A 25,746-nucleotide genomic window follows, 5' to 3' on the forward strand; every position below is an offset into this window, starting at 1 on the left:
TCACACCGCCGGCTCAGCCGAACCGGCCGCCGTTGCCGTTGCCGCCGTTGCCCTGGCCCCGGAAGAAGCCCTCCGGGATGGAGAAGGAAGGCGTCGGGAAGGACTCGCCGCCGCCTCCGCCGCTGTCGTTGCCGCCGACCAGACCGCCGATGAACCCGTCGTTGTCGTCGTTGCCGCCGTCGCCGCGGCCGCCACCGTCGTTGTCGCCGTCCCCGCGGTCCCGCGGCTTGCTGTCGGGGATGTGGACGGTGTGGAAGTCCTCGACGGGCTTGCCCTCCAGCGCGCCGGACATCATGTCGCCCCAGATCGGACCGGGGACCTCGCCACCGAAGACCTTGCCGTACGACCGGCCGCCGATGGTGATGCCGGACATCTTGCGCTTGTGCGCGGGGTCGCCGACCCAGACCGCTCCGGCCATGTTCGGGGTGTAGCCCACGAACCAGGCCGCGTAGCGCTCGTCCGTCGTTCCGGTCTTGCCGGCGCTGGGACGGCTGCCGAGGCCGGCCTTCTTGCCCGTACCGTCCTCGACGACGCCCTTCAGCAGCGTGTTGATGGTGTCGGCGGTGTTCTCCGACATCGCGCGCGAGCAGGTCGACTTCGGGACCTCGAGCGACGTGGTCTTGTCACCGACCCGCCGGCTGACCGACTCGATGGCGACCGGCGTGCAGTACATGCCCCGCGAGGCGAAGGTCGCGTACGCGTTCGCCATGGTCAGCGGCGACATCTCCTGGGTGCCGAGGGCGATGGAGGGCACCTGCGGCATCTTGTTGCCGTCGGCCCGCACGACGCCCATCTTCTTCGCCATCGTCGTCACCGGGCAGATGCCGATGTCGCTGATCATCTGCACGTAGTAGGTGTTGACCGACTTGGCGGTCGCCTCCCGCATGTCGTACGGGCCGACCTCGGAGGAGTTCTCGTTCTCGAGCTTGGCCGGGTTGGCGGGGTCGTTCACCCACCGCTTGCCGTCACAGACCGACACCGGGCTCGGGTACGCCATCTGGTACGGCGAGGAGTACACCTTGTTCGCCGGCATGCCGTCCTCGAGGGCCGCGGCGGCCACGATCGGCTTGAACGTCGAACCGGGCTGGTAGCCCATGCCGCCGCCCATCGACTGGTCGACGGACAGGTTGATCTGCGTCTCGTTCTTCTTGAAGCCGTACGGACGCGACTGGCCCATGGCGAGGATCTTGCCGGTGCCCGGCTGGACGAGGGAGACGGCGGTGGCCACCTCGTCGCTCTTGTAGACGTGGTCCTTGATGGAGCGCTGCGCGGCCTTCTGGGACTGCGGGTCCATGGTCGTGCGGACGGTGAGGCCGCCCTGGTTCCAGATCTTCGCGCGCTGCTCCTTGGTCTTGCCGAAGACCGGGTCGTTCAGGAAGACCTCGCGCACGTAGTCGCAGAAGAAGCCCGCGCCCTTGACCGATGTGATGCAGCCGTTCTTGGGCTTGCTGACCTTCAGGCCGAGCGGTGCCTTCGTCGCCTCGGCGGCCTGTGCCGAGGAGATGTCGCCGACGGCCGCCATGCGCTGCAGCACGGTGTTGCGGCGCTTGAGTGCCTCCGCCTCGTCGTTGACCGGGTCGTACCGGCTGGGCGACTGGACGATGCCGGCGAGCAGGGCCGACTGCTCGAGGGTGAGGTCCTTGGCGGACCTGGAGAAGTAGCGCTGGGCGGCAGCCTCGACGCCGTAGGCCTGCTGGCCGAAGAACGTGATGTTCAGGTAGTTCTCGAGGATCTTCTTCTTGCCCAGCTCCTCCTCGACCTGGATCGCGTACTTGAGCTCGCGGATCTTGCGGCCGATGGTCTGCTGGGTGGCCTGCGCGACCTTGGTCGGGTCGTTGCCCGCCTCCTCCACGAAGACGTTCTTCACGTACTGCTGCGTCAGAGTGGAGGCGCCCTCGGAGACTCCGCCGGTCTGCGCGTTCTTGTTGAGGGCGCGCAGGACGCCCTTCAGGTCGACGGCGCCGTGCTGGTAGAAGCGCGAGTCCTCGATCGCGACGATCGCCTTCTGCATGTACGGCGAGATGTCCTTGAGGGGGACCACCGTGCGGTCGCGTGAGTACACCGTGGCGATCTGGCCGCCGTCGGCATCGAGGATCGTGGTGCGCTGACTCAGCGGCGGGGTCTTCATGTTGACCGGGAGCTCGTCGAAGCTCTCGACCGACCCCTTGGCCGCCAGGCCCAGCGCGCCCACGGCGGGCAGTGCGATGCCGGCCAGCACGGCTCCCGCGAGGACACTGACACCGAGGAACTTGGCGGCCTGCTGCGTGGGAGACAGACCACCGCCCGAGCGCTTCTTTGGCATGAGGGCAGCCTACGTTCTCATTCGCCGGACAGGCGTATAGGCCTTGGCCTAAGCTGCTCTCAACTGTCACAGCAGTGAGGCCACGTATCAATACGTCCAGCGACCCCGAATCGTTCTGGGTGTTCCCCGATTTTTTTGTCGGGGCCGTGTCCGAATCCGCCTTGTGTGTCATATGGCGTCCGTTGTGACGCAACTGAACTGTCCTGGTTTGCCGGGAAGGTTGCGTATGTCGCCAGCTCACTCCCCCGGGTGATCTGCCGCTTACCCATAGTCCGTTCGGGCCATTCAAGATTGGGCCCGCTGGGGGTGTTGCGCTGTGCCCACCTTCCGTAACGTCCTCAACTGGCGGCGGTGAATATGCCGCTGCCGCCGTGGGGGAGCCTCGATTCGGGAGAGGACGGCGCCGGTATGGGCTGGGTAGTCGACTGGAGTGCGCAGGCGGCCTGCCGCACTACCGATCCGGATGAACTGTTCGTTCAAGGAGCGGCGCAGAACAGGGCCAAGGCGGTGTGTACCGGATGCCCGGTGCGCACGGAGTGCCTGGCCGACGCGCTCGACAACCGCGTCGAGTTCGGTGTGTGGGGAGGCATGACGGAGCGGGAGCGCCGCGCACTGCTGCGCAGGCGTCCCACGGTGACCTCCTGGCGCCGGCTGCTGGAGACGGCGCGCACGGAGTACGAGCGGGGGTGCGGTGTTCTGCCCCTCGACGACGACGAGATCTACGAGAACTACGCGGCGGTGAGCTGAGGAGTCCCTCTCGGGAGCTCCCCAGGACCAGGTCTGAGGGCCCTCTCCGGGCCCTTCGCCATCACCCGCGAGTTCTCGACCGTTGCTCAGGCGTCCCACGTCTCCGCCGGGTTGCCCTCAGGCAGTCGCCTCGGGCGGTTCCGGCTGGTCGGCGCGGTCGGGCAGCTCGCGCGCGTCGGCCGCCAGCCGGTCGCCGATGGTGCGCAGTCCCGTGAGGTCGTGCACGTCACCGGGCAGCGCGGCGACTTCCGTCACGGCCACCTCCGGGTGCAGCGCGGTGAAGCGGTCACGCGTGCGCTGCTCACGGGAGAGCAGTTGCATGCGATCGGCGTGCAACCTCAGCAGGCCTGCCGTGAACCGGTCGACGGACCGCTCGGGGTGATCCGTGTGCTCCGTCGTGGCCCCGGTGGCCTCGGTGTCCCCGGCGTTTTCGGCGTGTTCGGTGGGGGAGCCACCCTCGGGAGCCGATGGCCGAGCTGGTGTTCCGGGCGTGGGAGAGTCTGAACTGTCCTGTGCGTCGGGGGAGTTACGAAGTACTGCTTTCCCGTCCTCCTGATCCACAATGCGGGGCTCTTCAAGATTTTCCGCGGCGGCGAGCGCCCGCTCGGCGGACAGCCCTTCGGCGCCGCTGCCGTGCACCCGGTTGAGCACCAGACCGGCCAGCGGCATGTCCTCCGCGGCCAGCCGCTCCACGAAGTAGGCGGCCTCGCGCAGCGCGTCCCGCTCCGGGGCCGCGACCACGAGGAACGCCGTACCGGGCGCCTGGAGCAGCTTGTACGTCGCGTCCGCGCGGGTACGGAAGCCGCCGAAGGTGGTGTCCATCGCGGACACGAACGTCTGGACGTCCTTGAGGAGCTGACCGCCGAGCAGCTTGCCGAGGGTGCCGGTCATCATCGACATCCCGACGTTCAGGAACTTCATCCCGGCCCGGCCGCCCAGCTTCGCGGGCGCGGTCAGCAGCCGGATCAGCCGGCCGTCCAGGAACGAGCCGAGCCGCTTGGGCGCGTCCAGGAAGTCCAGCGCCGAGCGGGACGGCGGGGTGTCGACGACGATCAGGTCCCACTCGTCCCGGGCGCGCAGCTGCCCGAGCTTCTCCATCGCCATGTACTCCTGCGTGCCCGCGAAGCCCGCCGAGAGCGACTGGTAGAAGGGGTTGCCCAGGATGGCGGCCGCCCGCTCGGGGTCCGCGTGCGCCTCGACGATCTCGTCGAAGGTGCGCTTCATGTCGAGCATCATCGCGTGCAGCTCGCCGCCCGCGGCGTCGTCGATGCCCTTCACCCGGCGCGGGGTGTTGTCCAGGGAGTCGATGCCCATGGACTGGGCCAGCCTGCGGGCCGGGTCGATGGTCAGGACGACCACCTTGCGGCCCCGCTCGGCCGCGCGCAGCCCCAGGGCCGCCGCGGTCGTCGTCTTGCCGACCCCGCCCGAGCCGCAGCACACCACGATCCGGGTCTTCGGGTCCTCCAGCAGCGGGTCGACGTCGAGCAGGCGCGCGGGGGTGAGGTGCGGGCGGGCCGGATCGTGGGTGTGGGCCGGGTCCGGACGACTCATGACATCCCCTGCTTCCGACTTATGACGGGCCTTGCCTGACTGTCCTCGCTCATGACACGTCCTGCTCGCGTGCTTGTCCCTGCCGGCTCATGACACGCACTGCTTTCGTGCCGTTACGTCCCGGCTCATGACACGCCCTGCCGTGCTTGTCCCTGCTGGCTCATGACACGCCCTGCTTTCGTGCCTGTACGCGCCGGCTCATGACACGCCCTGCTCGCGCAGCTCGCGGGCCAGCTCGTACAGCCCTGCCAGGTCCATGCCCTCGGCGAACAGCGGCAGTTCGTGCAGCGGCAGGCCCAGCTCGGCCAGGACCGCACGCTGCTCGTGCTCCAGCGTGTACCGCTCGGCGTACTCCTCGGCCTGCGTGAGCAGCGGGTCCACCAGCCGCTCGGCGTGCCCGCCGCGCCGCGCCCCGCCGAGCCCCGCGGACGACAGGGACCGCGCGACAGTGGAACGCGGGATCGACCGCAGGAGTTCCAGGTCGGTCTCGTCCAGCACCTCCGGCCGGACCATGTTCACGATGATCCGTCCCACCGGCAGCCGGGCCGAGCGCAGCTCGGCGATGCCGTCCACGGTCTCCTGGACGGGCATCTCCTCCAGCAGCGTCACCAGGTGCACCGCCGTCTCCGGCGACTTCAGCACCCGCATCACGGCCTGCGCCTGATTGTGTATCGGGCCGATCTTGGCGAGGCCGGCGACCTCGTCGTTCACGTTCAGGAAGCGCGTGATCCGACCGGTCGGCGGGGCGTCCATGACGACGTAGTCGTAGACGAACCGCCCGCTGCGCTCCTTGCGGCGCACCGCCTCGCACGCCTTGCCGGTCAGGAGGACGTCCCTGAGGCCGGGCGCGATGGTGGTGGCGAAGTCGATCGCGCCGAGCTTCTTCAGGGCCCGTCCGGCGCTGCCCAGCTTGTAGAACATCTGGAGGTAGTCCAGAAGGGCCAGTTCGGGGTCGATGGCGAGGGCATACACCTCCCCGCCCCCGGGTGCTACCGCGATTTTCCGTTCCTCATAAGGCAGCGCTTCCGTTTCGAAGAGCTGCGCGATGCCCTGACGGCCCTCGACCTCGACGAGAAGCGTCCGCTTCCCCTCCGTGGCCAGGGCCAGCGCTAGGGCCGCGGCCACCGTGGTCTTGCCGGTACCGCCCTTGCCGCTGACGACCTGGAGCCTGCTCACGTATTCGAGCCTAACCAGTCCGCGCCCGGGCTACGCGGGAGGCTGTGGACAACCGGTGCGGTGGTGGCCGCGTGGCCCCCGCCCGCCAGGGGCTAGAGTCGGCCGCATGACCAAGTGGGAATACTCGACTGTGCCGCTGCTCGTCCACGCCACGAAGCAGATTCTGGACACCTGGGGCGAGGACGGCTGGGAGCTCGTCCAGGTCGTGCCCGGGCCGAACAACCCCGAGCAGCTCGTCGCCTACCTGAAGCGGGAGAAGCAGTAGTGGGCGCCGTCGAGGCGAGGCTCGCCGAGCTCGGCCTGAGCCTGCCCGACGTGGTTCCGCCGCTCGCCGCCTACCAGCCGGCCGTGCAGTCCGGCCCGTACGTCTACACCGCCGGGCAGCTCCCGATGGTGGAGGGCAAGCTTCCGGTCACCGGCAAGGTCGGTGCGGAGGTCACCGCGGAGGAGGCCAAGGAGCTGGCGCGTACGTGCGCACTGAACGCCCTGGCCGCCGTGAAGTCCGTCACCGGTGACCTGGACCGCATCGCGCGCGTGGTGAAGGTCGTCGGTTTCGTGGCCTCTGCCTCGGACTTCACGGGCCAGCCCGCGGTGCTGAACGGCGCGAGCGAGCTGCTCGGCGAGGTCCTCGGCGACAAGGGCGTGCACGCGCGCAGTGCCGTGGGCGTCGCGGTGCTGCCGCTGGACGCGCCGGTCGAGGTCGAGATCCAGGTGGAACTCGCGTAACTCCCTTCAGGGCCCCTTCAACGGGTCCCAGCTGCGGAATCCGTCCCCGGGGGCCACTCGAACATCCGCCCGTCACGGGATAGCCTCGCGCCCATGGCGAACGGTCAGTGGTACCCCCCGGAGTGGCCGGACCGCATCCGCGCACTCGCGGCCGGCACCCTCACGCCGGTGGCCCCCAAACGCGCGGCCACCGTCATGCTCCTGAAGGACACCGGCCGCGGCACGGCCGTCCACATGCTGCGCAGACGCGCCTCCATGGCCTTCGCCGGAGGCGCGTACGCGTATCCGGGCGGCGGTGTCGACCCGCGCGACGACGACCATCAGGTCCGCTGGGCGGGCCCCACGCGCGCGTGGTGGGCCCGGCGGCTCGGCGTCGACGAGACGGCGGCCCAGGCGATCGTCTGCGCGGCCGTACGGGAGACGTACGAGGAGGCGGGCGTGCTGCTCGCCGGGCCGGCCCACGACTCGGTCGTCGGTGACACCACGGGCGCCGGCTGGGAGGCCGACCGAGCCGCCCTGGTCGCCCGGGACCTGTCCTTCGCGGAGTTCCTGGACCGCCGCGGCCTGGTCCTGCGCTCCGACCTGCTGGGCGCCTGGACCCGCTGGATCACCCCCGAGTTCGAGGCCCGCCGCTACGACACCTGGTTCTTCGTGGCCGCGCTCCCCGAGGGGCAGCGCACCCGCAACGCCTCCACGGAGGCCGACCGCACGGTGTGGATCGCCCCGCGCGAGGCGGCGGCCCGGTACGACGAGGGCGAGTTGCTGATGATGCCGCCGACGATCGCGACCCTGCGCCAGCTGACGGCGTACGAGACGGCCGCCGGGGCACTCGACGCAGCCCAGGGGCGTGACCTCACGCCCGTCCTGGCCACCGCCCGCCTGGTGGACGGCGAGATCGTGCTCTCCTGGCCGGGCCACGACGAGTTCACCAAGCACATTCCGACCGGTGGAGCCACCGCATGACGGACGCAAGCGCCCTTCCCGGCCAGCCCCGCGGCGGGGTCCTCTCGGGGCCCGCCACCGCGCGGGCCGTCAACGTCCTGGCCCCCAACGCGTCGGCCATGACCCTGGACGGCACCAACACCTGGATCGTCTCCGAGCCGGATTCCGACCAGGCCGTGGTGGTCGACCCGGGGCCGCTGGACGACGGGCACCTGCGCCGGGTCGTCGCCACGGCCGAGCAGGCCGGCAAGCGCGTCGCCCTCACCCTGCTCACCCACGGCCACCCCGACCACGCGGAGGGCGCCGCCCGCTTCGCCGAACTGACCGGCACGTGCGTGCGTGCCCTCGACCCGGCCCTGCGCCTGGGCGACGAGGGCCTGGCCGCCGGAGACGTGATCACCACCGGCGGGCTGGAACTGCGCGTCGTACCGACCCCCGGCCACACCACGGACTCCCTGTCCTTCCACCTCCCGGCCGACCGGGCGGTCCTCACCGGCGACACGGTCCTCGGCCGTGGCACCACGGTCGTGGCCCACCCCGACGGCCGCCTCGGCGACTACCTGGACTCCCTGCGCCGCCTGCGTTCCCTGTCGGTCGACGACGGCGTCCGCACGGTCCTGCCGGGCCACGGCCCGGTCCTGGAGGACGCCCAGGGCGTCGTCGAGTACTACCTCGCCCACCGCGCCAACCGCCTCGCCCAGGTCGAGACGGCCGTGGAGGACGGCTACCGCACCCCCACGCAGGTCGTCGCCCACGTCTACGCCGACGTGGACCGCTCCCTGTGGCCGGCGGCGGAACTCTCGGTACGGGCGCAGATGGACTATCTGGAAGAACACGGGCTCATCTAGAGCCCCTCACGCACGCGGTGCCTTGACGCCGTGCACGCGCGCGTACTCCCCGGCGAGCCAGGGGCCCAGATCGCCGACGTACGCCGCGAGCACGGCGGCGTCTCCGGCCGGTTCCCGAAGACGTCGGCCGGCCGGTCGCGTGTCGCGGTGACGAGCGGACGGAAGGCCGGGGGCACGCGCGCGAGAGTGCCCACCCGGGTGAGGAAGCCCCGCGCGTCGATTCCCGGGCGATGTGCAGCGCTGCCGGTCATGCGCTCACCGTGCCGCGAGCAGAGCACTCCTGGGGCGCGCTTTCCGCTTCCTTGACGACGTCGGGCCCCGTCTCGTGAGGAGACGGGGCCCGATGACGTACCGGCAGGGTGCGCGTCAGCGTGAGCGCTTGGCGAGGCGCTCCACGTCCAGGAGGATCACCGCGCGGGCCTCCAGACGGAGCCAGCCGCGCTGGGCGAAGTCCGCGAGGGCCTTGTTGACCGTCTCGCGGGACGCGCCGACCAGCTGGGCCAGCTCCTCCTGCGTGAGGTCGTGCACGACGTGGATCCCCTCCTCGGACTGCACGCCGAACCGGCGCGACAGGTCGAGCAGGGCGCGGGCGACGCGGCCCGGGACGTCCGAGAAGACGAGGTCGGACATCGCGTCGTTGGTCTTGCGCAGTCGGCGCGCGACGGCGCGCAGGAGCGCCGTGGCCACCTCCGGGCGGGCGTTCAGCCAGGGCTGGAGGTCGCCGTGGCCGAGGCCGAGCAGCTTGACCTCGGTCAGAGCCGTGGCCGTCGCGGTGCGCGGGCCCGGGTCGAACAGCGAGAGCTCACCGATGAGCTCACCGGGGCCGACCACGGCCAGCATGTTCTCGCGGCCGTCGGGGGACGTGCGGTGAAGCTTCACCTTGCCCTCCGTGACCACGTACAGGCGGTCACCGGGGTCGCCCTCATGGAACAGCGAGTCACCGCGGGCGAGGGTCACCTCACTCATGGAGGCGCGGAGCTCCGCGGCCTGCTCGTCATCGAGCGCCGCGAAGAGCGGATTGCGCCGCAGAACGTCGTCCACGAGTTCTCTCCTATTCGACCTGCTCAGGGGATCTTGCTCCCCCGTGTACCGAGGGACCGTGGTGCCCATTTTGTCGGGCGGTCCAAACAGTGTGATCTGTCACAAGGATGCCGCACACGTGTCCCGGGGTACGCGGCAGGGGTCCAATTGGGCGCCGATCTTCAGGGGCCGGGGCGGATGTCGGTGCCGGGCCTTAGGCTGGCCGGGTGTCCAAATCGCCGGTGAGAGCACAGGCCGAGGGGGCTGCGCGGGTGGTTGTACGTCGCGATTCCGCTATGGGCGAACAGGGCCCCGATGGCGGTAGGAAAACGACGAAAGGGAACAAGGCGGAACCGGTGAGGAAGACGGCGTCCGCGGAGAAGGCCGGGCCCGCGAAGAAGGTGGGGTCCACGAAGAAGGTGGGGTCCACGAAGAAGACGGCCTCCGCGAAGAAGGTCGGGTCCACGAAGGCGGCGGCCTCCGCGAAGAAGGCCGCGTCCACCAAGAAGGCGGCCTCCGCGAAGAAGACCGCCTCCAATACGTCCGCCGCCGGGAAGGCCACCGAGAGTGCCTCCAAGAGCGCTGCCGTGAGGAAGGCGCCCGCCGCCAAGAAGGTCGCGGTCGCGCCGAAGAAGGCCACGGCCCGCCTCAAGGGCACCGCCCCCGCCAAGACCGTCGTCCACCCGCCGGGCGACGAGTCGCGTACCGCCCTGGTCCGCCGGGCCCGCCGTATCAACCGCGAGCTCGCCGAGGTCTTTCCGTACGCCCACCCCGAGCTGGACTTCGCGAACCCCTTCCAACTCGTCGTCGCCACGGTCCTGTCCGCCCAGACGACCGACCTGCGGGTCAACCAGACGACACCCTCCCTCTTCGCCAAGTACCCGACCCCGGAGGACCTGGCCGCCGCCAACCCCGAGGAGGTGGAGGAGATCCTCCGCCCGTGCGGCTTCTTCCGGGCCAAGACGAAGTCCGTCATAGGGCTGTCGAAAGCCCTGGTGGAGGACTTCGGCGGTGAGGTGCCCGGCCGGCTCGAAGACCTGGTCAAGCTCCCCGGAGTCGGCCGCAAGACCGCGTTCGTCGTGCTCGGCAACGCCTTCGGCCGCCCAGGTATCACCGTGGACACGCATCTCCAGCGCCTGGTGCGGCGCTGGCAGTGGACCGCCGAGACCGACCCGGACAAGATCGAGGCCGCCGTCGGCGCGCTCTTCCCGAAGAGCGACTGGACGGACCTCTCGCACCACGTGATCTGGCACGGACGCCGTATCTGTCACGCCCGCAAGCCCGCGTGCGGCGCCTGCCCGATCGCTCCGCTCTGCCCGGCGTACGGCGAGGGCGAGACCGACCCGGAGAAGGCGAAGAAGCTCCTCAAATACGAGAAGGGCGGCTTCCCCGGCCAGCGCCTGAATCCCCCACAGGCCTACCTGGACGCGGGCGGCAAACCGGCGCCGCCACTGGGGGCCGGATGAGCCGCCCGAACCGGCCGCGCGCTCTCCAGCCCGAACGGGCTGATCTTGTAGTCGGAGGCCTTGAAGACGTCGTCGCTCCGGCCGATGTCCGTCAGATACCCCTCGTCGTCCCTGGAGAGGACGTCTCCCGGAGGGGCTCGAATTGCCGGCGGAGGGGCCCGATGCGCGACCCGCGCGTCCCGGCGTATGACCCGAGCGGCCCGGCGTGCGAGCGGAGGGGCCCGGCGTGCGGCCCGAGCGGCCCGGCGTGCGAGCGGAGGGGCCCGGCGTGCGGCCCGAGCGACCCGGTGTGCGAGCGGAGGCGCTCGCTGGGCGGCCTCAGGGGTACCGCACACCCCCCGGTGGATCCGATGCGCCGCCCCGAAAGTCCGGCGCGCCGCCCGTTCAGGGGATCCAGGGCGTTCGCGGAACGATCTCAGGGCCGTCGTGCGTTGGATGCGGCAGGACGACGGGGGTGGCGATGACGCGTGCGAGCGACACACAGGGTGGCCCGGTGACGCTGAGCAAGGACGGGCTGCCCGGCTGGCTGGGCCCCGTGGTGCACGCCGTGGAGACGGTCCGGCCCAGGCAGCTGAGCCGGTTCCTGCCGCCGGAGGACGGGGCGGGACGGCAGTCCGCCGTGCTGGTCCTCTTCGGTGAGGGCGCGCACGGCCCGGAGCTGCTGCTCATGGAGCGGGCGAGCTCCCTGCGCTCGCACGCCGGGCAGCCCTCCTTCCCGGGCGGCGCCCTCGACCCCGAGGACGGCGACCCGGGCGGCGACGGCCCGCTGCGGGCAGCCCTGCGCGAGGCCGAGGAGGAGACCGGCCTCGACCCCTCCGGCGTGCAGCTCTTCGGCGTCCTGCCCCGGCTCTACATCCCGGTCAGCGGCTTCGTCGTCACCCCCGTGCTCGGCTGGTGGCGCGAGCCGAGCCCGGTCGGAGTCGTCGACCCGAACGAAACGGCCAGGGTCTTCACCGTCCCCGTGGCGGATCTCACGGATCCGGCCAACCGGGCGACCACCGTTCACCCCAGCGGCCACCGAGGTCCGGCATTTCTGGTCGAATCAGCCCTTGTCTGGGGTTTCACGGCCGGAATCATCGACCGGCTGCTGCACTTCGCGGGCTGGGAGCGGCCCTGGGACCGCGAGAAGCAGGTCCCCCTCGACTGGCGCGCATGACAGGGTGGCCTCCGTGAACGTGCTGGACATCTTGTTGCTGGTCGCCGCCGTGTGGTTCGCGGTCGTGGGGTACCGCCAGGGGTTCGTCGTCGGCATCCTGTCGGTGATCGGCTTCCTGGGTGGTGGCCTCGTCGCGGTCTACGTGCTGCCCGTCATCTGGGACGCGCTGACGGACAACGCGGAGGTGAGCACGACCGCCGCCGTCGTCGCGGTCGTCGTCGTCATCGTCTGTGCCTCCGTGGGCCAGGCCCTCACCACCCACCTCGGCAACAAGCTGCGCCGGCACATCACCTGGTCCCCGGCCCGGGCCCTCGACGCCACCGGCGGCGCCCTCGTCAACGTGGTGGCGATGCTCCTGGTGGCCTGGCTGATCGGCTCCGCCCTCGCAGGCACCACGCTGCCGACCGTCGGCAAGGAGGTCCGCAGCTCCAAGGTCCTGCTGGGTGTCTCGCAGGCCCTGCCGGACCAGGCGGCCACCTGGTTCGCGGACTTCTCCTCCGTCCTCGCGCAGAACGGCTTCCCGCAGGTCTTCAGCCCGTTCTCGAACGAGCCGATCACCGACGTCCAGCCGCCCGACCCGGCACTCGCGAACAGCCCCGTGGCGAACCGCGCCCAGCGCTCCATCGTCAAGGTCATGGGCACGGCCCCGAGCTGCGGCAAGGTCCTGGAGGGCACCGGCTTCGTCTTCTCCGACCGTCGGGTGATGACCAACGCGCACGTGGTGGGCGGAGTCGACGAGCCGACCGTGCAGATAGGCGGCGAGGGCAGGAAGTACGACGCCAAGGTCGTGCTCTACGACTGGCGGCGCGACATCGCCGTCCTCGACGTGCCGGATCTCAAGGCGCCCGTGCTGCGGTTCACCGAGAAGGACGCGAACAGCGGCGAGAACGCGATCGTCGCGGGCTTCCCGGAGAACGGGGCGTACGACGTGCGCGCCGCCCGCGTGCGCGGCCGCATCACGGCCAACGGTCCGGACATCTACCACCGCGGCACGGTCCGCCGCGACGTCTACTCCCTCTACGCGACCGTCCGTCAGGGCAACTCGGGCGGCCCCCTGCTCACACCCGACGGCAAGGTCTACGGCGTCGTCTTCGCCAAGTCGCTCGACGACGCCGAGACGGGATACGCGCTGACCGCGGACGAGATCCAGGAGGACATCACCAAGGGGCGCGCCGCCGACCAACAGGTGGGCAGCGACAGCTGCGCCCTCTAGGAGCGGTGGCCCTGGAGCGGCGGATGCCGGGGTGTCACTCGCGCGAGTGATGCCTCAGTCGCGTGTGTGGCGAAGACGTACGGTGACCCAGCGGGCGCGGCGGCGGAGGATACGCGGAATCCCGACCCGGGGGTCCGCGGTCGCCATCTGCGGTGCGCCGCTTCGATGGTGGGGGTTCGCACCGCCCGCCGAGCGGCGATTGCGGGTTGCGTCACTGTAGTCGTGCGTCCAGCCCATACCCCGACGTCTGCCCCCGCCCCATGGTCGATAACCGCTCCCGGGGCGTCCAATTGGCCTATGCGCCAGGCAATTGGCCGTTCGTCGGACAAGTGTTCACCAGTCGGTACCGGGCGGGGCCGGACGGTCACCGGTCGGGTTCGGGATCCCGCAGCCAGTTGATGAGTTCCGAGGAGAACGCGACCGGGTCCTCCTCGTGCGGGAAGTGCCCGAGGCCCTCGAACAGACGCCAGCGGTAGGGGGCTTCGACGTACTCGCCGGACCCCGCCGCGCTGCGGGTGCGCATCACGGGATCGAGCGAGCCGTGCAGATGGAGCGTCGGCACCCGCACCGGCCGCTTCATCCGGCGGTTGAACTGGATGCCGTCCGGGCGGGCCAGGGAGCGCACCATCCAGCGGTACGGCTCGACCGCGCAGTGCGCCGCGGAGGGGATGCACATGGCGCGGCGGTACGTCTGCAGCGCCTCGTCCTCGGGCGGGCGCGGCCCGGACCACTCCTGGATCAGCTCCGCCACGAGAGCCCCGTCGTCGGCGGTGAGCTGCCGCTCCGGGATCCAGGGCCGCTGGAACCCCCAGATGTGTGAACCGGCGCGGGTCTGTTTGACGTCCCGCAGCATGGCCGCGCGCCAGCGCCGCGGGTGTGGCATGGACGCGACCGCCAGGCGCCGCACCAGCTTGGGGCGCATCGCGGCCGCCGTCCACGCGAGGTATCCGCCCAGGTCGTGGCCGACCAGTGCGGCGTCGGGCTCGCCGAGGGAGCGGATGACGCCGGTGACGTCGAGCGCGAGGTTGGCGGGGTCGTAGCCGCGCGGTGTGCGGTCGCTGCCGCCGACGCCCCTGAGGTCCATGGCGACGGCCCGGAAGCCCGCGTCGGCGAGTGCCACCAGCTGGTGCCGCCAGGTCCACCAGAACTGCGGGAAACCGTGCAGCAGCAGCACCAGGGGTCCGTCGCCCAGCTCGGCGATGTGGAAGCGGGCGCCGTTGGCGGCGACGTCGCGATGGCTCCAGGGGCCGTCCAGGAGGACGGCCGGGGTCGGTTGAGCCGGGGGTGGTGCGGGGTCCGTCATGAGGACGAGCGTGCCACAGCCTCGATGGCCTCGGGGACCCGGTCCTGCGGGAGCTCCGGCCGCGGGTGCGGCTTGGCCTTCTGCAGCACGACCGCGGTCTCCTTCATCGACGCGGCGACCTTCTGCGGGCCCTTGCTCTTCTTGGCCTTCTTCGCGAAGGTCACGCCGATCAGCGCGAGCACCCCGGCGACCAGCACGTTCGCCGCGAACGACAGCAGGAAGCAGACCGCGAGGTTCCAGTCGCTCCAGGTGCGGATGCCGTACGCCAGCGCGAAGTTCAGCATCGGCAGGGAGAAGATCAGCACCGCGCCGGCCGCCGAGAAGGCGCCGCCGCTGGTCGCGCCGCGCTTCACGTCCTGCTTGAGCTGAGCCTTCGCCAGCGCGATCTCGTCGTGCACCAGCGCCGACATTTCCGCCGTCGCCGAGGCGAACAGCTGGCCGATGCTGCGTTCGGCGCCGACCGGGCTGCCGTCGGGTGCGCTCATCGCGGGTCTCCCTCTTCTGCGTACGGTCCGTTTTCCGCGTCTTGTTCCTGACCCGCCGCAGTCGTCCGACTGGGTACGGCCTGACTGCGTACGGTCCCGTCTTTTGTACCGTCTCGTCAGATCATGCCGGACGGTGGTGGTCCTCGCCTGCCCCGCCCGGTACTTCGGCAAGCCCGTGGCGCGCCGCTGCCTTCTCCTGGGCGATCCTGCGGTGTTCGGCGGCCTTGCGCTCGTAGACGGCGGCGAGCCGCAGGTGGTACGCCGGGTCGTCCTCCTCGTACACGTCCGGGATACCGTCGGCGTCCTCGTCGCGCTCCTCGTCCTCCCACAGCCGTCGGTACTCGGCGTTGCGGATCTTCAGCAGGACGGTCGCGAGTGTCGCGGCGATGAGCGAGCCCAGCAGGACGGCGGCCTTCACCTCGTTCGTCATCGTCTGGTCGCCCTCGAAGGCGAGTTCGCCGATGAGCAGCGACACGGTGAAGCCGATGCCGGCGAGGCTCGCCACCGCGAACACGTCCGCCCAGGCGAGGTCGTCGCTGAGCGAGGCCCGGGTGAAACGGGCCGCCAGCCACGTCCCGCCGAAGATGCCGAGCGCCTTGCCGACGACCAGCCCGAGGACCACACCGAGGGTCTCCGGCTGGGTGAACACGTCGGCGAGCGCCCCGCCGGACACCGCGACGCCCGCACTGAACAGCGCGAACAGCGGCACCGCGAGCCCCGCCGACAAGGGCCGTACGAGGTGCTCGATGCGCTCGCCGGGCGAGCGGTCCTCGCCCTCGTGCCGGTGGCAGCGCAGCATCAGGCCCATGGCGACACCGGCGACGGTGGCGTGGATGCCGCTGTTGTACATCAGCGCCCAGACGACGAGGCTCAGCGGCACGTACACGTACCAGCCGCGTACGCCCTTGCGCAGCAGCAGCCAGAAGAGGACCAGGCCTGCGACGGCACCGCCGAGCGCGGCGAAGTTCAGGTCGGCGGTGAAGAAGACCGCGATGATCAGGATCGCGAAGAGGTCGTCGACGACGGCGAGCGTGAGCAGGAAGGCCCGCAGCGCACTCGGCAGGGAGGTGCCGATCACGGCGAGTACGGCGAGCGCGAACGCGATGTCGGTCGCGGTCGGCACGGCCCAGCCGTCCAGGGAGCCACCGCCGGTCACAGTGGTGAGGGTGTAGACGAGCGCCGGTACGGCCATGCCGCACAGCGCGGCGACGACCGGCAGCGCGGCTGCCTTCGGGTCGCGCAGGTCGCCCGCCACGAGTTCCCGCTTGAGCTCGATCCCGGCGACGAAGAAGAAGATCGCCAGCAGCCCGTCGGCGGCCCAGTGCGCGACGGACAGGTCCAGGCCGAGGGCGGCAGGGCCCAGGTGATAGTGGGAGACGCTCTCGTAGCTGTCGCGCAGCGCGGGGATGTTCGCCCAGAGCAGCGCGATGACGGCGGCGGCGAGCAGCAGCACCCCGCCGACGGTCTCGGTGCGCAGTGCGTCCGCCACATACGTCCGTTCGGGCAGCGACAGCCGGCCGAGGACCTTGCGGGGGGTGGTGGAGCGGGGCGCGGTCACGAGGGAGACCTCCGGTCGGTGGGCAGGACGGAACACATGCCGACCAGACTTCCCGGCGCACCATGGAGCACTTGTTTTGCTTAGTTTAGGTAAACGTACGGCAGTGCGCATCCGGCGGTCTGCGCCGCCGGTGCGCCCTGACCGAGGGCACCCCGACGTGGGTGCCCTCCGTCAGCTTCGTCATGCCGGTGCCGTGCTCAGTCCTCGCTGGGCGCGGCGGGCAGCTTGGACTGGATGAGGTCCATGACCGTGGAGTCGGTCAGCGTGGTGACGTCACCCAGCTGGCGGTTCTCGGCGACGTCCCGCAGCAGCCGGCGCATGATCTTGCCCGAGCGGGTCTTGGGCAGCTCCGCCACCGGCAGGATCCGCTTGGGCTTGGCGATCGGGCCGAGGGTGTTGCCGACGTGCGTACGCAGCTCCGCGACCAGCTCCTCGGTCTCCGAGGCCGTACCGCGCAGGATCACGAACGCGACGATCGCCTGCCCGGTCGTCTCGTCCGCGGCGCCGACCACGGCCGCCTCGGCGACCGAGGGGTGGGAGACCAGCGCCGACTCGACCTCCGTGGTGGAGATGTTGTGCCCCGAGACGAGCATGACGTCGTCGACCCGGCCGAGCAGCCAGATGTCGCCGTCGTCGTCCTTCTTGGCGCCGTCACCGGCGAAGTACTTGCCCTCGAAGCGCGACCAGTAGGTGTCGATGAAGCGCTGGTCGTCGCCCCAGATGGTGCGCAGCATCGACGGCCACGGCTCGGTCAGCACGAGGTAGCCGCCACCGCCGTTCGGCACCTCGTTCGCCTCGTCGTCGACGACCGTCGCGGAGATGCCGGGCAGCGGCGTCTGCGCCGAGCCGGGCTTGGTGGCGGTCACACCCGGCAGCGGGGTGATCATCATCGAGCCGGTCTCGGTCTGCCACCAGGTGTCGACGACCGGGGTGCGGTCGCCGCCGATGTTCTTGCGGTACCAGATCCACGCCTCGGGGTTGATCGGCTCGCCCACCGAGCCCAGCACCCGCAGGCTGGACAGGTCGAACTTGGCGGGGATGTCGTCGCCCCACTTCATGAACGTGCGGATCGCGGTCGGCGCGGTGTAGAGGATCGTCACGCCGTACTTCTGCACGATCTCCCAGAAACGGCCCTGGTGCGGGGTGTCGGGCGTGCCCTCGTACATGACCTGCGTCGCGCCGTTCGCCAGCGGGCCGTAGACGATGTACGAGTGGCCGGTGACCCAGCCGACGTCGGCGGTGCACCAGTAGACGTCGGTCTCCGGCTTGAGGTCGAAGACGGCGTGGTGGGTGTAGGCGGTCTGCGTGAGGTAGCCGCCGGAGGTGTGCAGGATGCCCTTCGGCTTACCGGTGGTGCCCGAGGTGTAGAGGATGAACAACGGGTGCTCGGCATCGAAGGCCTGCGGGGCGTGCTCCGTGCTCTGCCGACCCACCAGGTCGTGCCACCAGACGTCGCGGCCCTCGGCGAAGGCGACCTCCTGGCCCGTGCGGCGTACGACCAGGACGTGTTCGACGATGCCGGCCTTCTCGACGGCCTCGTCCACGGCCGGCTTGAGCGCGGACGGCTTGCCGCGCCGGTAACCGCCGTCGGAGGTGATGATCACGCGCGCGTCGGCGTCCTGGATGCGCGTGGCGAGTGCGTCCGAGGAGAAGCCGCCGAAGACGACCGAGTGGGCGGCGCCGATCCGGGCGCAGGCCAGCATCGCGATCGCCGTCTCGGGAATCATCGGCATGTAGACGGCGACCCGGTCGCCCGCCTGGACTCCCAGCTCCAGCAGGGCGTTGGCCGCCTGGGAGACTTCGTCCTTGAGTTCGGCGTAGGTGATCGCGCGGCTGTCGCCGGGCTCGCCCTCGAAGTGGATGGCGACCCGGTCACCGTGCCCGGCCTCCACATGGCGGTCGACGCAGTTGTAGGCGACGTTGAGCTCGCCGTCCTTGAACCACTTGGCGAACGGCGGGTTGGACCAGTCGAGGGTCTCGGTGGGCTCCTTGGCCCAGGTCAGCCGACGGGCCTGCTCGGCCCAGAAGCCGAGCCTGTCAGCCTTGGCCTGTTCATACGCCTCCGCGGTGACGTTGGCGTTCGCTGCCAGGTCGGCGGGGGGTGCGAACCTGCGCTCTTCCTTGAGCAGGTTGGCCAGGCTCTCGTTGCTCACGGCATCTGCCTTTCCCAGGGTGTCCGTTGTGTCCCAGGCCACAGCTCATCAGACCCTAGGGTGCGATGACAAGGGCCGACCGCCGATTGGTTTAGACCTGTCGGGGCGGTGCATTCGGGGACCGGGGTCATCCGTACCCACGGACGCCGACCAGGGAAAGTTCAGTTCGTGTGCTGCCCGTCATCCGTGTCGTGACGGAGCCGAGGGGGTGGCGGCGATGTTCACGGAGACCTTGACGGCCGCCGGTGAGGTGATCTCCGCGACGTCTGCGTCGATGGCGCCGCCGGCAGTTGCGGCCGGGCCGGGCCGGGCGGCGGGCCTGTCGGCAGCCCTCGCGGGCGCGGTCCGGCCCGGCGGGCCCTGGGGACTGCCCCCGCAGACGCCGGGGGCAGTCCCTCATCCGGTGCCGGACGGGAGCACACCCCGCCCCGGCGCCCGGCTCACGCCGTCAGGTCCGACTCCCGGACCCGGTCGAAGACGCCGCCGGCGTCCGTCTCGGTGAGCAGATACGCCTCCGCCTCGCCCACGTGGAAGTACATCCCGTGCAGCTCCAGGCTGCCCTCCTCGATGGCCCTGGCCACCGAGTCGTGGGCGCGCAGGTGCTCCAGCTGCTGGACCACGTTGGTCAGGCAGAGCTGCTCGACCGCGTCCTCGGGGGAACGCCCGGCCAGTCTGCCCCGGGGCAGAGTGTCGTCGGCCATGCGCTCCAGGCTGGGCAGCCCGTGCCGCAGCCACCGCTTCAGCGGGCTCCGGGCGCCTTTGGGCTCGGAGTTGAGCAGCGCCTGCATGGCGCCGCAACCCGAGTGCCCGCACACCGTGATGGAGCGCACCCGGAGCACGTCCACGGCGTACTCGATCGCCGCCGCCACCGAGTCGTCACCGCTCTCCTCGCCCGGGCGCGGGACGAGGTTGCCCATGTTGCGCACGACGAACAGGTCGCCCGGACCACTGGAGGTGATCATCGATGTGACCAGCCGGGAGTCGGCACAGGTCAGGAACAGCTGCGAAGGCTGCTGGCCTTCTCTCGCCAGCCGCGCCAGCTCGCTGCGCACCAGGGGCGCGGTGTTGCGCTGGAACGCGCTGATGCCACGCGCCAGTTCGTGCCCGCTGGCTCCGCTGGCTCCGCTGGCTCCGCTGGCCCTGCTGGCCCTGCTGGCTCCGCTGGCTCCGCCGATGACCGTCGGGTCCGGCTCGGAGCGGTCCGGCCCGTCCGGGTTCTTCTCGGCAGGCTGTGTGGACTGGGGGCCGTCGCACTGGTGGTTGCGCCAGGGCGTCCAGGGCCGGCAACGGCAGTCGCCGGAGGCCTGGGGCTCGGTGATACGGGTGCCGGGATGCCGGCCGGTGATCTCGACCGTGCCGCCCTGCCCGGTGTGCGTCCTCTGCCAGTCCTGCAGCGTCTCGTATGCCGCGTGGTCCATGAACGACCCGTCCAGCTCGACGACGGTGTCGGCACCGTGGGGCACGACATGCAGGGCGCGGCTGAGCCGTGGCACCGCGAGGAACGTCAATTGTCCTCTGACGTGTACGTGATGGACTCCTTCCCTCTCTTCGTGCGTGATGCGGGTGCGGGTGAGGCGGTGCAGGGCGACACCGACGGCCGTGGCGATGCCGAGCGCCACGCCCTCCAGGACGCCGAGGGAGACCACGCCGAGGGTGGTGACGGCGTAGACCCACACTTCGCGGTGGCGGGTCACCGTGCGGATGTGGTTCAGGGACACCATCTGGATGCCGACGGCCATCACCAGGGCGGCGAGCGAGGCGAGCGGGATGAGCTCCAGGATCGGGACCATCAGCAGCGTGGCGATCACTACGAGAACGCCGTGCAGCATCGTGGAGTTCCGGCTGACCGCACCCGCGTGCACATTCGCCGAACTCCGCACGGCCACACCGGCGATGGGCAAACCGCCGAGCGAGCCGGAGACGATGTTGGCGGCGCCCTGCCCGAGCAGTTCGCGGTCGAGGTTCGAGCGCCCGACGCGAGGCGACAGGCCGGGGCGGCCGGCCACCAGCTTGTCCACGGCGACCGCGCCGAGCAGCGACTGCACGCTGCACACCAGCGTGGTGGTGAGCACGGCGGCGACCAGGCCGAGCACGGGGCCCTCGGGCAGACCGGCGAGAGCGTGGTTGCTCCAGGACGGCAGGTCGACCTTGGGCAGGCGGAGCCCGGCGAGGGCGGCGGCCGCGGTGGCTCCGGCGACGGCGACGAGCGCCGCCGGGACCTTGCGCAGCAGACGTCCGGCCCGGCCGGGCAGTCGCGGCCAGAGCAGCAGCAGCGCCAGGGTCAGCACGCTCGCCGACACCGCCGCGGGGCGCATGTCCGCCAACTGGGCGGGCAGGGCGCGGAGGTTGTCCGGGACGGAGCTCTGCGGTGTGCCGCCGAGCACGATGTGCAGCTGGGCGACGGCGATGGTGACGCCGATCCCGGCGAGCATGCCGTGCACGATCGCCGGGCTGACGGCGAGGGCGCCACGGGCCACGCGCAGGCAACCGAGGCCCAGTTGGGCGAGGCCTGCGAGGACGGTGATGGCGCAGGTCGTCCGCCAGCCGTACCGCTGGATGAGGTCGGCGGTGACCACGGTGAGTCCGGCGGCCGGTCCGCTCACCTGGAGCGGGGAGCCGCCGAGCCGCCCGGCGACCAGCCCGCCCACGGCGGCGGCGACGAGGCCGGCCTGGAGGGGGGCGCCGGTGGCCAGGGCGATGCCCAGGGAAAGGGGCAGCGCGATCAGGAAGACCGCGATCGAGGCCGACACGTCGGCACCCGCGATCCGGAATCGGCGGGGCCCGGTCGGCGGCGGACTGTGGGGCGGATGGGTGCGCTCGGTCCGGTTCGGGTCGGCGGCGCGTGTGGGGACGCATGCTGACATGGTTTCCCGTCTCCTCCGGGGCTGCGCGGTCGCGTAACTGGGGGTCCCGCTCGGGGCGGGGTGTCGGTCGCGGCGGTCACGGCGTAAATCGGCGGGATGAATCAACGCTCGGTAAACGGATCGTAATGCAGAGTAAAGGGTGAGCATAGACTTTACGGGCAAATGGGTGAATAGATCGCTCTGAAGAGTGAAGTGGCCATTTGATCGGCTTGTCCTACTAATTCCTTCTCGGTCTCGTGCGAATTTGGCGGCGCTGTCCGCACCCGAGAGAAGGAAGAAGGTGGGCGGAACATGGCCGCCACCCACAGGATCGCCGCGGGTTCCGTGATCGCCGCGGTCTGCGCCGCATCGCTCGCCGGCTGCGCGACCGACACTCCCCGGCAAGAGACCCCCGACCCGCGGAAGGCGAAGCCCGCACAGGCGCCGAAGAGCGCGGTCCGGCTGATCGGAGACGGCTCCACCGCCTACACCGGGGCCCAGCCGCACCTGCCCCGCCCCGAACGCCTGCGGCCCGGCCAGAAGCCCCCGCAGTTCGTCGTCTTCTCCTGGGACGGCGCGGGCGAGGACAGCCAGAAGCTGTTCTCGCACTTCCGCGAGGTCGCCAGGAAGAACAACGCGACCATGACGTACTTCCTGAGCGGCGTCTACATGCTGCCGGAGGACAAGCGCGACCGGTACCGGCCGCCGCAGCACTCCCCGGGACGCTCCGACATCGGCTTCAACGACCGCCGCGGCATCGCCGCCACCGCGAAGCAACTGCGCCTGGCGTGGCTGGAGGGCAACGAGATCGGCACCCACTTCAACGGCCACTTCTGCGGCAGCGGCGGGGGCGTCGGCGAGTGGTCGGTGCGGGACTGGAAGGACGAGATCCGTCAGGCAAAGCAGTTCGTGAAGACCTGGAAGACCAACTCCGGCCTGAAAAGCGCTTCCCCGCTGCCCTTCGACTACGACAAGGAGCTCATCGGCGCCCGCACACCCTGCCTCGAGGGCCGGCGCAACTTCATGAGGGCGGCCCGCGACATGGGCTTCCGCTACGACACCAGCGGCGTGAACGACCAGGTCTGGCCGAAGAAGAAGATGGGCCTGTGGGACGTCTCCATGCAGCTCGTGCCGTTCCCCGGCCACTCCTTCGAGCAGCTCACCATGGACTACAACTTCATGGTCAACCAGTCGGGCACCACCACCCAGGGCGACCCCGCCAAGTTCGACTTCTGGGGCGATCAGATGCGGGACGGCCTGCTCAAGGGCTTCTCACGGGCCTACGAGGGCAACCGCGCGCCCCTGATCATCGGCAACCACTTCGAGTCCTGGAACGGCGGCACCTACATGCGGGCCGTGGAGGAGGTCATCGAGACGGTGTGCACCAAGGAGGAGGTGCGCTGCGTCTCGTTCCGGCAGCTCGTGGACTGGCTCGACGCCCAGGACCCGAAGACGCTGGAAAAGCTCAGCACCCTGCCGGTCGGCCAGGCGCCCAAGGCGGGCTGGGCGTCCTTCCTGTCGGACCGCCCCGCCCCGGCACCCAGGGGCGTGCCCGGGGCTCCGGCAGCCGGGAGGTAGCCCTACGGGCGCCGGAGTCTCGGCGGCCGGGAGGTGGCTCTGCGGGCGCCGGAGTCTCGGCGGCCGGGAGGTGGCTCTGCGGGCGCCGGAGTCTCGGCGGCCGGGAGGTGGCTCTTCGGGCGGACGTCGGCGGCGCACGCGCGCGTGAAGAAGGCCACTCCGCCGTGGGACGGGCCCCCGGGGTGCGTAGGGTCGTACTCATGAGTACAGCAGGCGCGACCGCCGATCCCCTCGCGGCCCTGGGGGCGCTGCCCGGAGTGGCCGATTCCGTGGAGTCCGTACGCAAGGCCGTGGACCGGGTCTACGGACACCGGGTCATGCGGCGGCGCAGCAACGCGATCACCTCCGAGGCCGCGCTGCGCGGCGCCCGTGGCTCGGCCGCGCTGTCCGGCGCGGACTGGGCCCTGGAGGAGGTGCGCCGGCGCACGGACTTCAGTGGTGACGACGAGGCCCGCACCGTGGGTGCCGCCCTGCGGCTCACCGCGGAGGCGGGCCAGCTGCTGTCGATCTGGCGGCAGTCACCCCTGCGGGTGCTGGCCCGGCTGCACCTGGTGGCCGCCGCGGACAAGGGCGATCAGGTGGGACGGCCCCGCAAGGAGGGTGAGCCGGTCGACGAGCCGCTCGTCGGGCTGCCGCTGCCGAGCGCCACCGAAACGCACGGCAGGCTGGACGGACTGGCCGGGCTGATCATCGCGGGCGGCTCGGCTCCGGCGCTGGTGACGGCCGCCGTCGTGCACGGCGAGCTCCTTGCGCTGCGCCCCTTCACGTCCCACAACGGCCTGGTCGCGCGCACGGCCGAGCGCATCGTCCTGGTCGGCAGCGGGCTGGACCCGAAGTCGGTCTGCGCGGCCGAGGTCGGTCACGCCGAACTGGGACGCGACGCGTACCTGGAGGCCCTCGCCGGGTACGTCTCCGGCACTCCGGAGGGCGTCGCCGCCTGGATCGCCCACTGCGGCAGGGCGGTCGAACTGGGGGCGCGCGAGTCGATGGCGGTGTGCGAGGCACTGCAGCGCGGAGCGGCGTGACATCGCCCGGCCGGGAAAATTAATGCGGCGGTACGAGTTCTCGTACCGCCGCTGGCATGAGCATCGGGTTACCAAGCGTCCTCGATATATGCCCATCAGGTCGGGAGCTTTGCCCGTCCCTGGTGCGGCTGGCCCGTATTCGACGGGTCGACGTCGCGTGGGTGCCCGGTGTTCATGCTCGGTCCGTGGGGCCAAATGCGTTAAAAAGGTGATCCTCTCGGATGTCCTTGGTCTCGCGGGCCGTTGAGTCCTTTGTACTCCTGCCCCGCAGTGAGCGGAAGTCCAGGCCCTACTTCTTTACTTTCGGGTTCACCCAGGAAGGGCAATCGCCACAGGTCAAGCGACCGTCGCCCGGCGCCGGTTCGCATACCAGACGAGCCCCGCGGTGGCCGCGGCGGCGCCTATCGCGGCGACCGCGACGAGCGCCGGGCGCGGCGGTACGGAGAACGGGGGGATGCGCTGCTTGAGCCGGACCGGGCGGTGGAAGTCCAGGATCGGCCACCCGCGCGCGAGGGCCTCGCGGCGCAGCGCCCTGTCGGGGTTCACGGCGTGCGGGTTGCCCACGGACTCCAGCATCGGCACATCGGTCGCCGAGTCGCTGTAGGCGTAGCAGCGGCTGAGGTCGTACCCCTCGGACTCGGCGAGCTCCCTGACGGCCTCCGCCTTGGTCGGCCCGTACGCGTAGTACTCCACCTCGCCCGTGAAACAGCCGTCGTCGCCCACGACCATGCGGGTGGCGACCACACGGTCCGCACCCAGCAGCTCGCCGATCGGCTCGACCACCTCCGCGCCCGACGTGGACACGATCACCACGTCGCGGCCGGCGGTGTGGTGCTCCTCGATGAGGGAGGCGGCCTCGTCGTAGATGATCGGGTCGATCAGGTCGTGCAGCGTCTCGGCGACGATCTCCTTGACCTGCTCCACGTTCCAGCCGCGGCACAGGGCGGACAGATAGGCGCGCATGCGCTCCATCTGGTCGTGGTCGGCGCCGCCGGCGAGGAAGACGAACTGGGCATATGCGGTACGCAAGACGGCCCTGCGGTTGATCAGACCGCCTTGGTAGAACGACTTGCTGAACGTGAGCGTGCTCGACTTCGCAATGACCGTCTTGTCCAGGTCAAAGAAGGCGGCTGTGCGGGGCAACGAGTGGTTTTCCACGCCCCAGAGCATAGGGGCAGCCCATTCGGCGTAAGGTGGGGCGCGTGGGTTTGCCTGGGAAGGCTCTCGGGTACACCATGGAAGTCACGGATCGTTCGCGACCGTGCTAACCCGGCCCGACTCCTCCCCCCCCGAGTCGGCCGTGGGGACGACCCCCGCTCTCCCCCCCGGCGGGGGTCGTCGCATGTCCGGGTGGGTTTTTCCTTCTTCGCGCGGCCTCACAGCCGCTCTGGTGCGGCTCTCGGCGCAGCTTTGTCATGCTCATGACTTGTCACGGTGTGTAGCTGTCAGGCTGCTCTGTGAGCGTCCTGCGCAGGGCCTGAGTGGCTCACCGGTATGGGTGATGGCGATATTCACAACTTCCGGTACGTCCACAGTTATCCACCAAGATCCACACGATTTCCGGGATCGCTGCACCGTGATTCCAACGCGTCCCGCTCGCGGCGAGTTCATGGCCGGTTCCGAGTAGCCGGGGGCGTTCGGCCGGTTTCTGTCG

The 25,746-nt window shown here is 70.6% G+C and carries 21 protein-coding genes and 1 pseudogene; 10 read left to right on the forward strand and 12 right to left on the reverse strand.

The window, feature by feature from the left end; genetic code table 11:
- Positions 1-13: 13 nt before the first annotated feature.
- On the reverse strand, positions 14-2,302 hold the full coding sequence (locus ACZ7EG_RS13475; RefSeq protein ID WP_471076654.1) for a transglycosylase domain-containing protein: 2,289 nt from the start codon (positions 2,300-2,302) through the stop codon (positions 14-16).
- 408 nt (positions 2,303-2,710) lie between these two features.
- Between ACZ7EG_RS13475 and wblA the strand changes: the two genes are divergently transcribed.
- A complete protein-coding gene (gene wblA / locus ACZ7EG_RS13480; RefSeq protein WP_030846174.1) occupies positions 2,711-3,049 on the forward strand; it encodes a transcriptional regulator WblA in 339 nt (112 codons plus the stop codon).
- A 117-nt stretch (positions 3,050-3,166) separates the two neighbouring features.
- Here wblA and bagB read toward each other — a convergent pair whose 3' ends face one another.
- Together bagB and bagA are read right to left on the reverse strand one after the other, a co-directional pair.
- Complete coding sequence (gene bagB, locus ACZ7EG_RS13485) at positions 3,167-4,600, reverse strand: ATPase BagB (RefSeq protein WP_471076657.1); 1,434 nt, start codon at positions 4,598-4,600, stop codon at positions 3,167-3,169.
- A gap of 198 nt (positions 4,601-4,798) precedes the next feature.
- Positions 4,799-5,776, reverse strand: coding sequence for an ATPase BagA (gene bagA, locus ACZ7EG_RS13490; RefSeq protein ID WP_471076659.1), 978 nt, complete (start codon positions 5,774-5,776; stop codon positions 4,799-4,801).
- A gap of 106 nt (positions 5,777-5,882) precedes the next feature.
- Between bagA and ACZ7EG_RS13495 the strand changes: the two genes are divergently transcribed.
- The 4 genes from ACZ7EG_RS13495 (at position 5,883) to ACZ7EG_RS13510 (ending at position 8,292) form a co-directional block, all read left to right on the forward strand.
- Complete coding sequence (locus tag ACZ7EG_RS13495) at positions 5,883-6,041, forward strand: DUF4177 domain-containing protein (protein ID WP_097218487.1); 159 nt, start codon at positions 5,883-5,885, stop codon at positions 6,039-6,041.
- Positions 6,041-6,502 (forward strand): RidA family protein, encoded by a 462-nt coding sequence (locus ACZ7EG_RS13500; RefSeq protein ID WP_471076662.1) that lies wholly within the window; start codon positions 6,041-6,043, stop codon positions 6,500-6,502. Before ACZ7EG_RS13495 ends, ACZ7EG_RS13500 begins: the two co-directional genes overlap by 1 nt.
- Positions 6,503-6,595: 93 nt before the next feature.
- Entirely contained in the window at positions 6,596-7,465 is an 870-nt protein-coding gene (locus ACZ7EG_RS13505; RefSeq protein WP_471076665.1) for an NUDIX hydrolase, read from the forward strand.
- Positions 7,462-8,292 carry an MBL fold metallo-hydrolase gene (locus tag ACZ7EG_RS13510; RefSeq protein WP_471076668.1) on the forward strand — a complete coding sequence of 277 codons (831 nt, stop codon included), beginning with the start codon at positions 7,462-7,464 and terminating at the stop codon, positions 8,290-8,292. Before ACZ7EG_RS13505 ends, ACZ7EG_RS13510 begins: the two co-directional genes overlap by 4 nt.
- Positions 8,293-8,298: 6 nt before the next feature.
- On the opposite strand, the pseudogene ACZ7EG_RS13515 reads toward ACZ7EG_RS13510, so the two are convergent.
- Both ACZ7EG_RS13515 and ACZ7EG_RS13520 read right to left on the reverse strand, forming a co-directional pair.
- Positions 8,299-8,406 (reverse strand): annotated as a pseudogene (locus ACZ7EG_RS13515) (nucleotidyltransferase); the annotation flags it as partial.
- Between the two features lie 252 nt (positions 8,407-8,658).
- The gene (locus ACZ7EG_RS13520; protein WP_010031945.1) at positions 8,659-9,333 is read right to left on the reverse strand and encodes a Crp/Fnr family transcriptional regulator; all 675 of its coding nucleotides are present in this window, start codon (positions 9,331-9,333) and stop codon (positions 8,659-8,661) included.
- A 275-nt stretch (positions 9,334-9,608) separates the two neighbouring features.
- Between ACZ7EG_RS13520 and nth the strand changes: the two genes are divergently transcribed.
- The 3 genes from nth to ACZ7EG_RS13535 all read left to right on the forward strand — a co-directional run bounded on the left by nth (position 9,609) and on the right by ACZ7EG_RS13535 (position 13,147).
- Positions 9,609-10,778 carry an endonuclease III gene (gene nth, locus ACZ7EG_RS13525; protein WP_471076671.1) on the forward strand — a complete coding sequence of 390 codons (1,170 nt, stop codon included), beginning with the start codon at positions 9,609-9,611 and terminating at the stop codon, positions 10,776-10,778.
- 460 nt (positions 10,779-11,238) lie between these two features.
- Positions 11,239-11,934 (forward strand): NUDIX hydrolase, encoded by a 696-nt coding sequence (locus ACZ7EG_RS13530; protein WP_471076674.1) that lies wholly within the window; start codon positions 11,239-11,241, stop codon positions 11,932-11,934.
- 13 nt (positions 11,935-11,947) lie between these two features.
- Entirely contained in the window at positions 11,948-13,147 is a 1,200-nt protein-coding gene (locus ACZ7EG_RS13535; protein ID WP_471076677.1) for a MarP family serine protease, read from the forward strand.
- A 54-nt stretch (positions 13,148-13,201) separates the two neighbouring features.
- Here the strand turns inward: ACZ7EG_RS13535 and ACZ7EG_RS13540 are convergent, their stop codons facing one another.
- The 6 genes from ACZ7EG_RS13540 to ACZ7EG_RS13565 all read right to left on the reverse strand — a co-directional run bounded on the left by ACZ7EG_RS13540 (position 13,202) and on the right by ACZ7EG_RS13565 (position 21,510).
- Entirely contained in the window at positions 13,202-13,384 is a 183-nt protein-coding gene (locus ACZ7EG_RS13540) for a hypothetical protein (protein WP_471076680.1), read from the reverse strand.
- Between the two features lie 127 nt (positions 13,385-13,511).
- Positions 13,512-14,450 (reverse strand): alpha/beta fold hydrolase, encoded by a 939-nt coding sequence (locus ACZ7EG_RS13545; RefSeq protein WP_471076683.1) that lies wholly within the window; start codon positions 14,448-14,450, stop codon positions 13,512-13,514.
- On the reverse strand, positions 14,447-14,935 hold the full coding sequence (locus ACZ7EG_RS13550) for a phage holin family protein (protein ID WP_030846131.1): 489 nt from the start codon (positions 14,933-14,935) through the stop codon (positions 14,447-14,449). Before ACZ7EG_RS13550 ends, ACZ7EG_RS13545 begins: the two co-directional genes overlap by 4 nt.
- Positions 14,936-15,056: 121 nt before the next feature.
- Positions 15,057-16,493, reverse strand: a complete 1,437-nt coding sequence (gene nhaA / locus ACZ7EG_RS13555) for a Na+/H+ antiporter NhaA (RefSeq protein WP_471076687.1) — start codon at positions 16,491-16,493, stop codon at positions 15,057-15,059.
- Positions 16,494-16,690: 197 nt separating this feature from the next.
- Positions 16,691-18,646, reverse strand: a complete 1,956-nt coding sequence (gene acs / locus ACZ7EG_RS13560) for an acetate--CoA ligase (RefSeq protein WP_471076690.1) — start codon at positions 18,644-18,646, stop codon at positions 16,691-16,693.
- A gap of 440 nt (positions 18,647-19,086) precedes the next feature.
- Positions 19,087-21,510, reverse strand: coding sequence for a SulP family inorganic anion transporter (locus ACZ7EG_RS13565; RefSeq protein ID WP_471076693.1), 2,424 nt, complete (start codon positions 21,508-21,510; stop codon positions 19,087-19,089).
- Between the two features lie 291 nt (positions 21,511-21,801).
- Here ACZ7EG_RS13565 and ACZ7EG_RS13570 point away from each other — a divergent pair, with 291 nt between their 5' ends.
- Both ACZ7EG_RS13570 and ACZ7EG_RS13575 read left to right on the forward strand, forming a co-directional pair.
- A complete protein-coding gene (locus tag ACZ7EG_RS13570) occupies positions 21,802-23,067 on the forward strand; it encodes a polysaccharide deacetylase family protein (RefSeq protein ID WP_471076696.1) in 1,266 nt (421 codons plus the stop codon).
- A gap of 200 nt (positions 23,068-23,267) precedes the next feature.
- Positions 23,268-24,092: a Fic family protein gene (locus tag ACZ7EG_RS13575; protein ID WP_376645550.1), complete on the forward strand. Its 825-nt coding sequence runs from the start codon at positions 23,268-23,270 to the stop codon at positions 24,090-24,092.
- Positions 24,093-24,428: 336 nt separating this feature from the next.
- Here the strand turns inward: ACZ7EG_RS13575 and ACZ7EG_RS13580 are convergent, their stop codons facing one another.
- Entirely contained in the window at positions 24,429-25,262 is an 834-nt protein-coding gene (locus ACZ7EG_RS13580; RefSeq protein ID WP_471076700.1) for an HAD family hydrolase, read from the reverse strand.
- Positions 25,263-25,746: the final 484 nt, after the last annotated feature.

This window comes from Streptomyces sp. NPDC037100 (genome assembly GCF_055606225.1).

Coding starts and splice junctions, on each gene's coding strand:
- ACZ7EG_RS13475 (WP_471076654.1), bottom strand. CDS start 2,302: ATGCCAAAGAAGCGCTCGGGCGGTGGTCTGTCTCCCACGCAGCAGGCC.
- wblA (WP_030846174.1), top strand. CDS start 2,711: ATGGGCTGGGTAGTCGACTGGAGTGCGCAGGCGGCCTGCCGCACTACC.
- bagB (WP_471076657.1), bottom strand. CDS start 4,600: ATGAGTCGTCCGGACCCGGCCCACACCCACGATCCGGCCCGCCCGCAC.
- ACZ7EG_RS13495 (WP_097218487.1), top strand. CDS start 5,883: ATGACCAAGTGGGAATACTCGACTGTGCCGCTGCTCGTCCACGCCACG.
- ACZ7EG_RS13505 (WP_471076665.1), top strand. CDS start 6,596: ATGGCGAACGGTCAGTGGTACCCCCCGGAGTGGCCGGACCGCATCCGC.
- ACZ7EG_RS13510 (WP_471076668.1), top strand. CDS start 7,462: ATGACGGACGCAAGCGCCCTTCCCGGCCAGCCCCGCGGCGGGGTCCTC.
- nth (WP_471076671.1), top strand. CDS start 9,609: ATGGGCGAACAGGGCCCCGATGGCGGTAGGAAAACGACGAAAGGGAAC.
- ACZ7EG_RS13530 (WP_471076674.1), top strand. CDS start 11,239: ATGACGCGTGCGAGCGACACACAGGGTGGCCCGGTGACGCTGAGCAAG.
- ACZ7EG_RS13540 (WP_471076680.1), bottom strand. CDS start 13,384: ATGGGCTGGACGCACGACTACAGTGACGCAACCCGCAATCGCCGCTCG.
- ACZ7EG_RS13545 (WP_471076683.1), bottom strand. CDS start 14,450: ATGACGGACCCCGCACCACCCCCGGCTCAACCGACCCCGGCCGTCCTC.
- ACZ7EG_RS13550 (WP_030846131.1), bottom strand. CDS start 14,935: ATGAGCGCACCCGACGGCAGCCCGGTCGGCGCCGAACGCAGCATCGGC.
- ACZ7EG_RS13565 (WP_471076693.1), bottom strand. CDS start 21,510: ATGTCAGCATGCGTCCCCACACGCGCCGCCGACCCGAACCGGACCGAG.
- ACZ7EG_RS13570 (WP_471076696.1), top strand. CDS start 21,802: ATGGCCGCCACCCACAGGATCGCCGCGGGTTCCGTGATCGCCGCGGTC.
- ACZ7EG_RS13575 (WP_376645550.1), top strand. CDS start 23,268: ATGAGTACAGCAGGCGCGACCGCCGATCCCCTCGCGGCCCTGGGGGCG.
- ACZ7EG_RS13580 (WP_471076700.1), bottom strand. CDS start 25,262: ATGCTCTGGGGCGTGGAAAACCACTCGTTGCCCCGCACAGCCGCCTTC.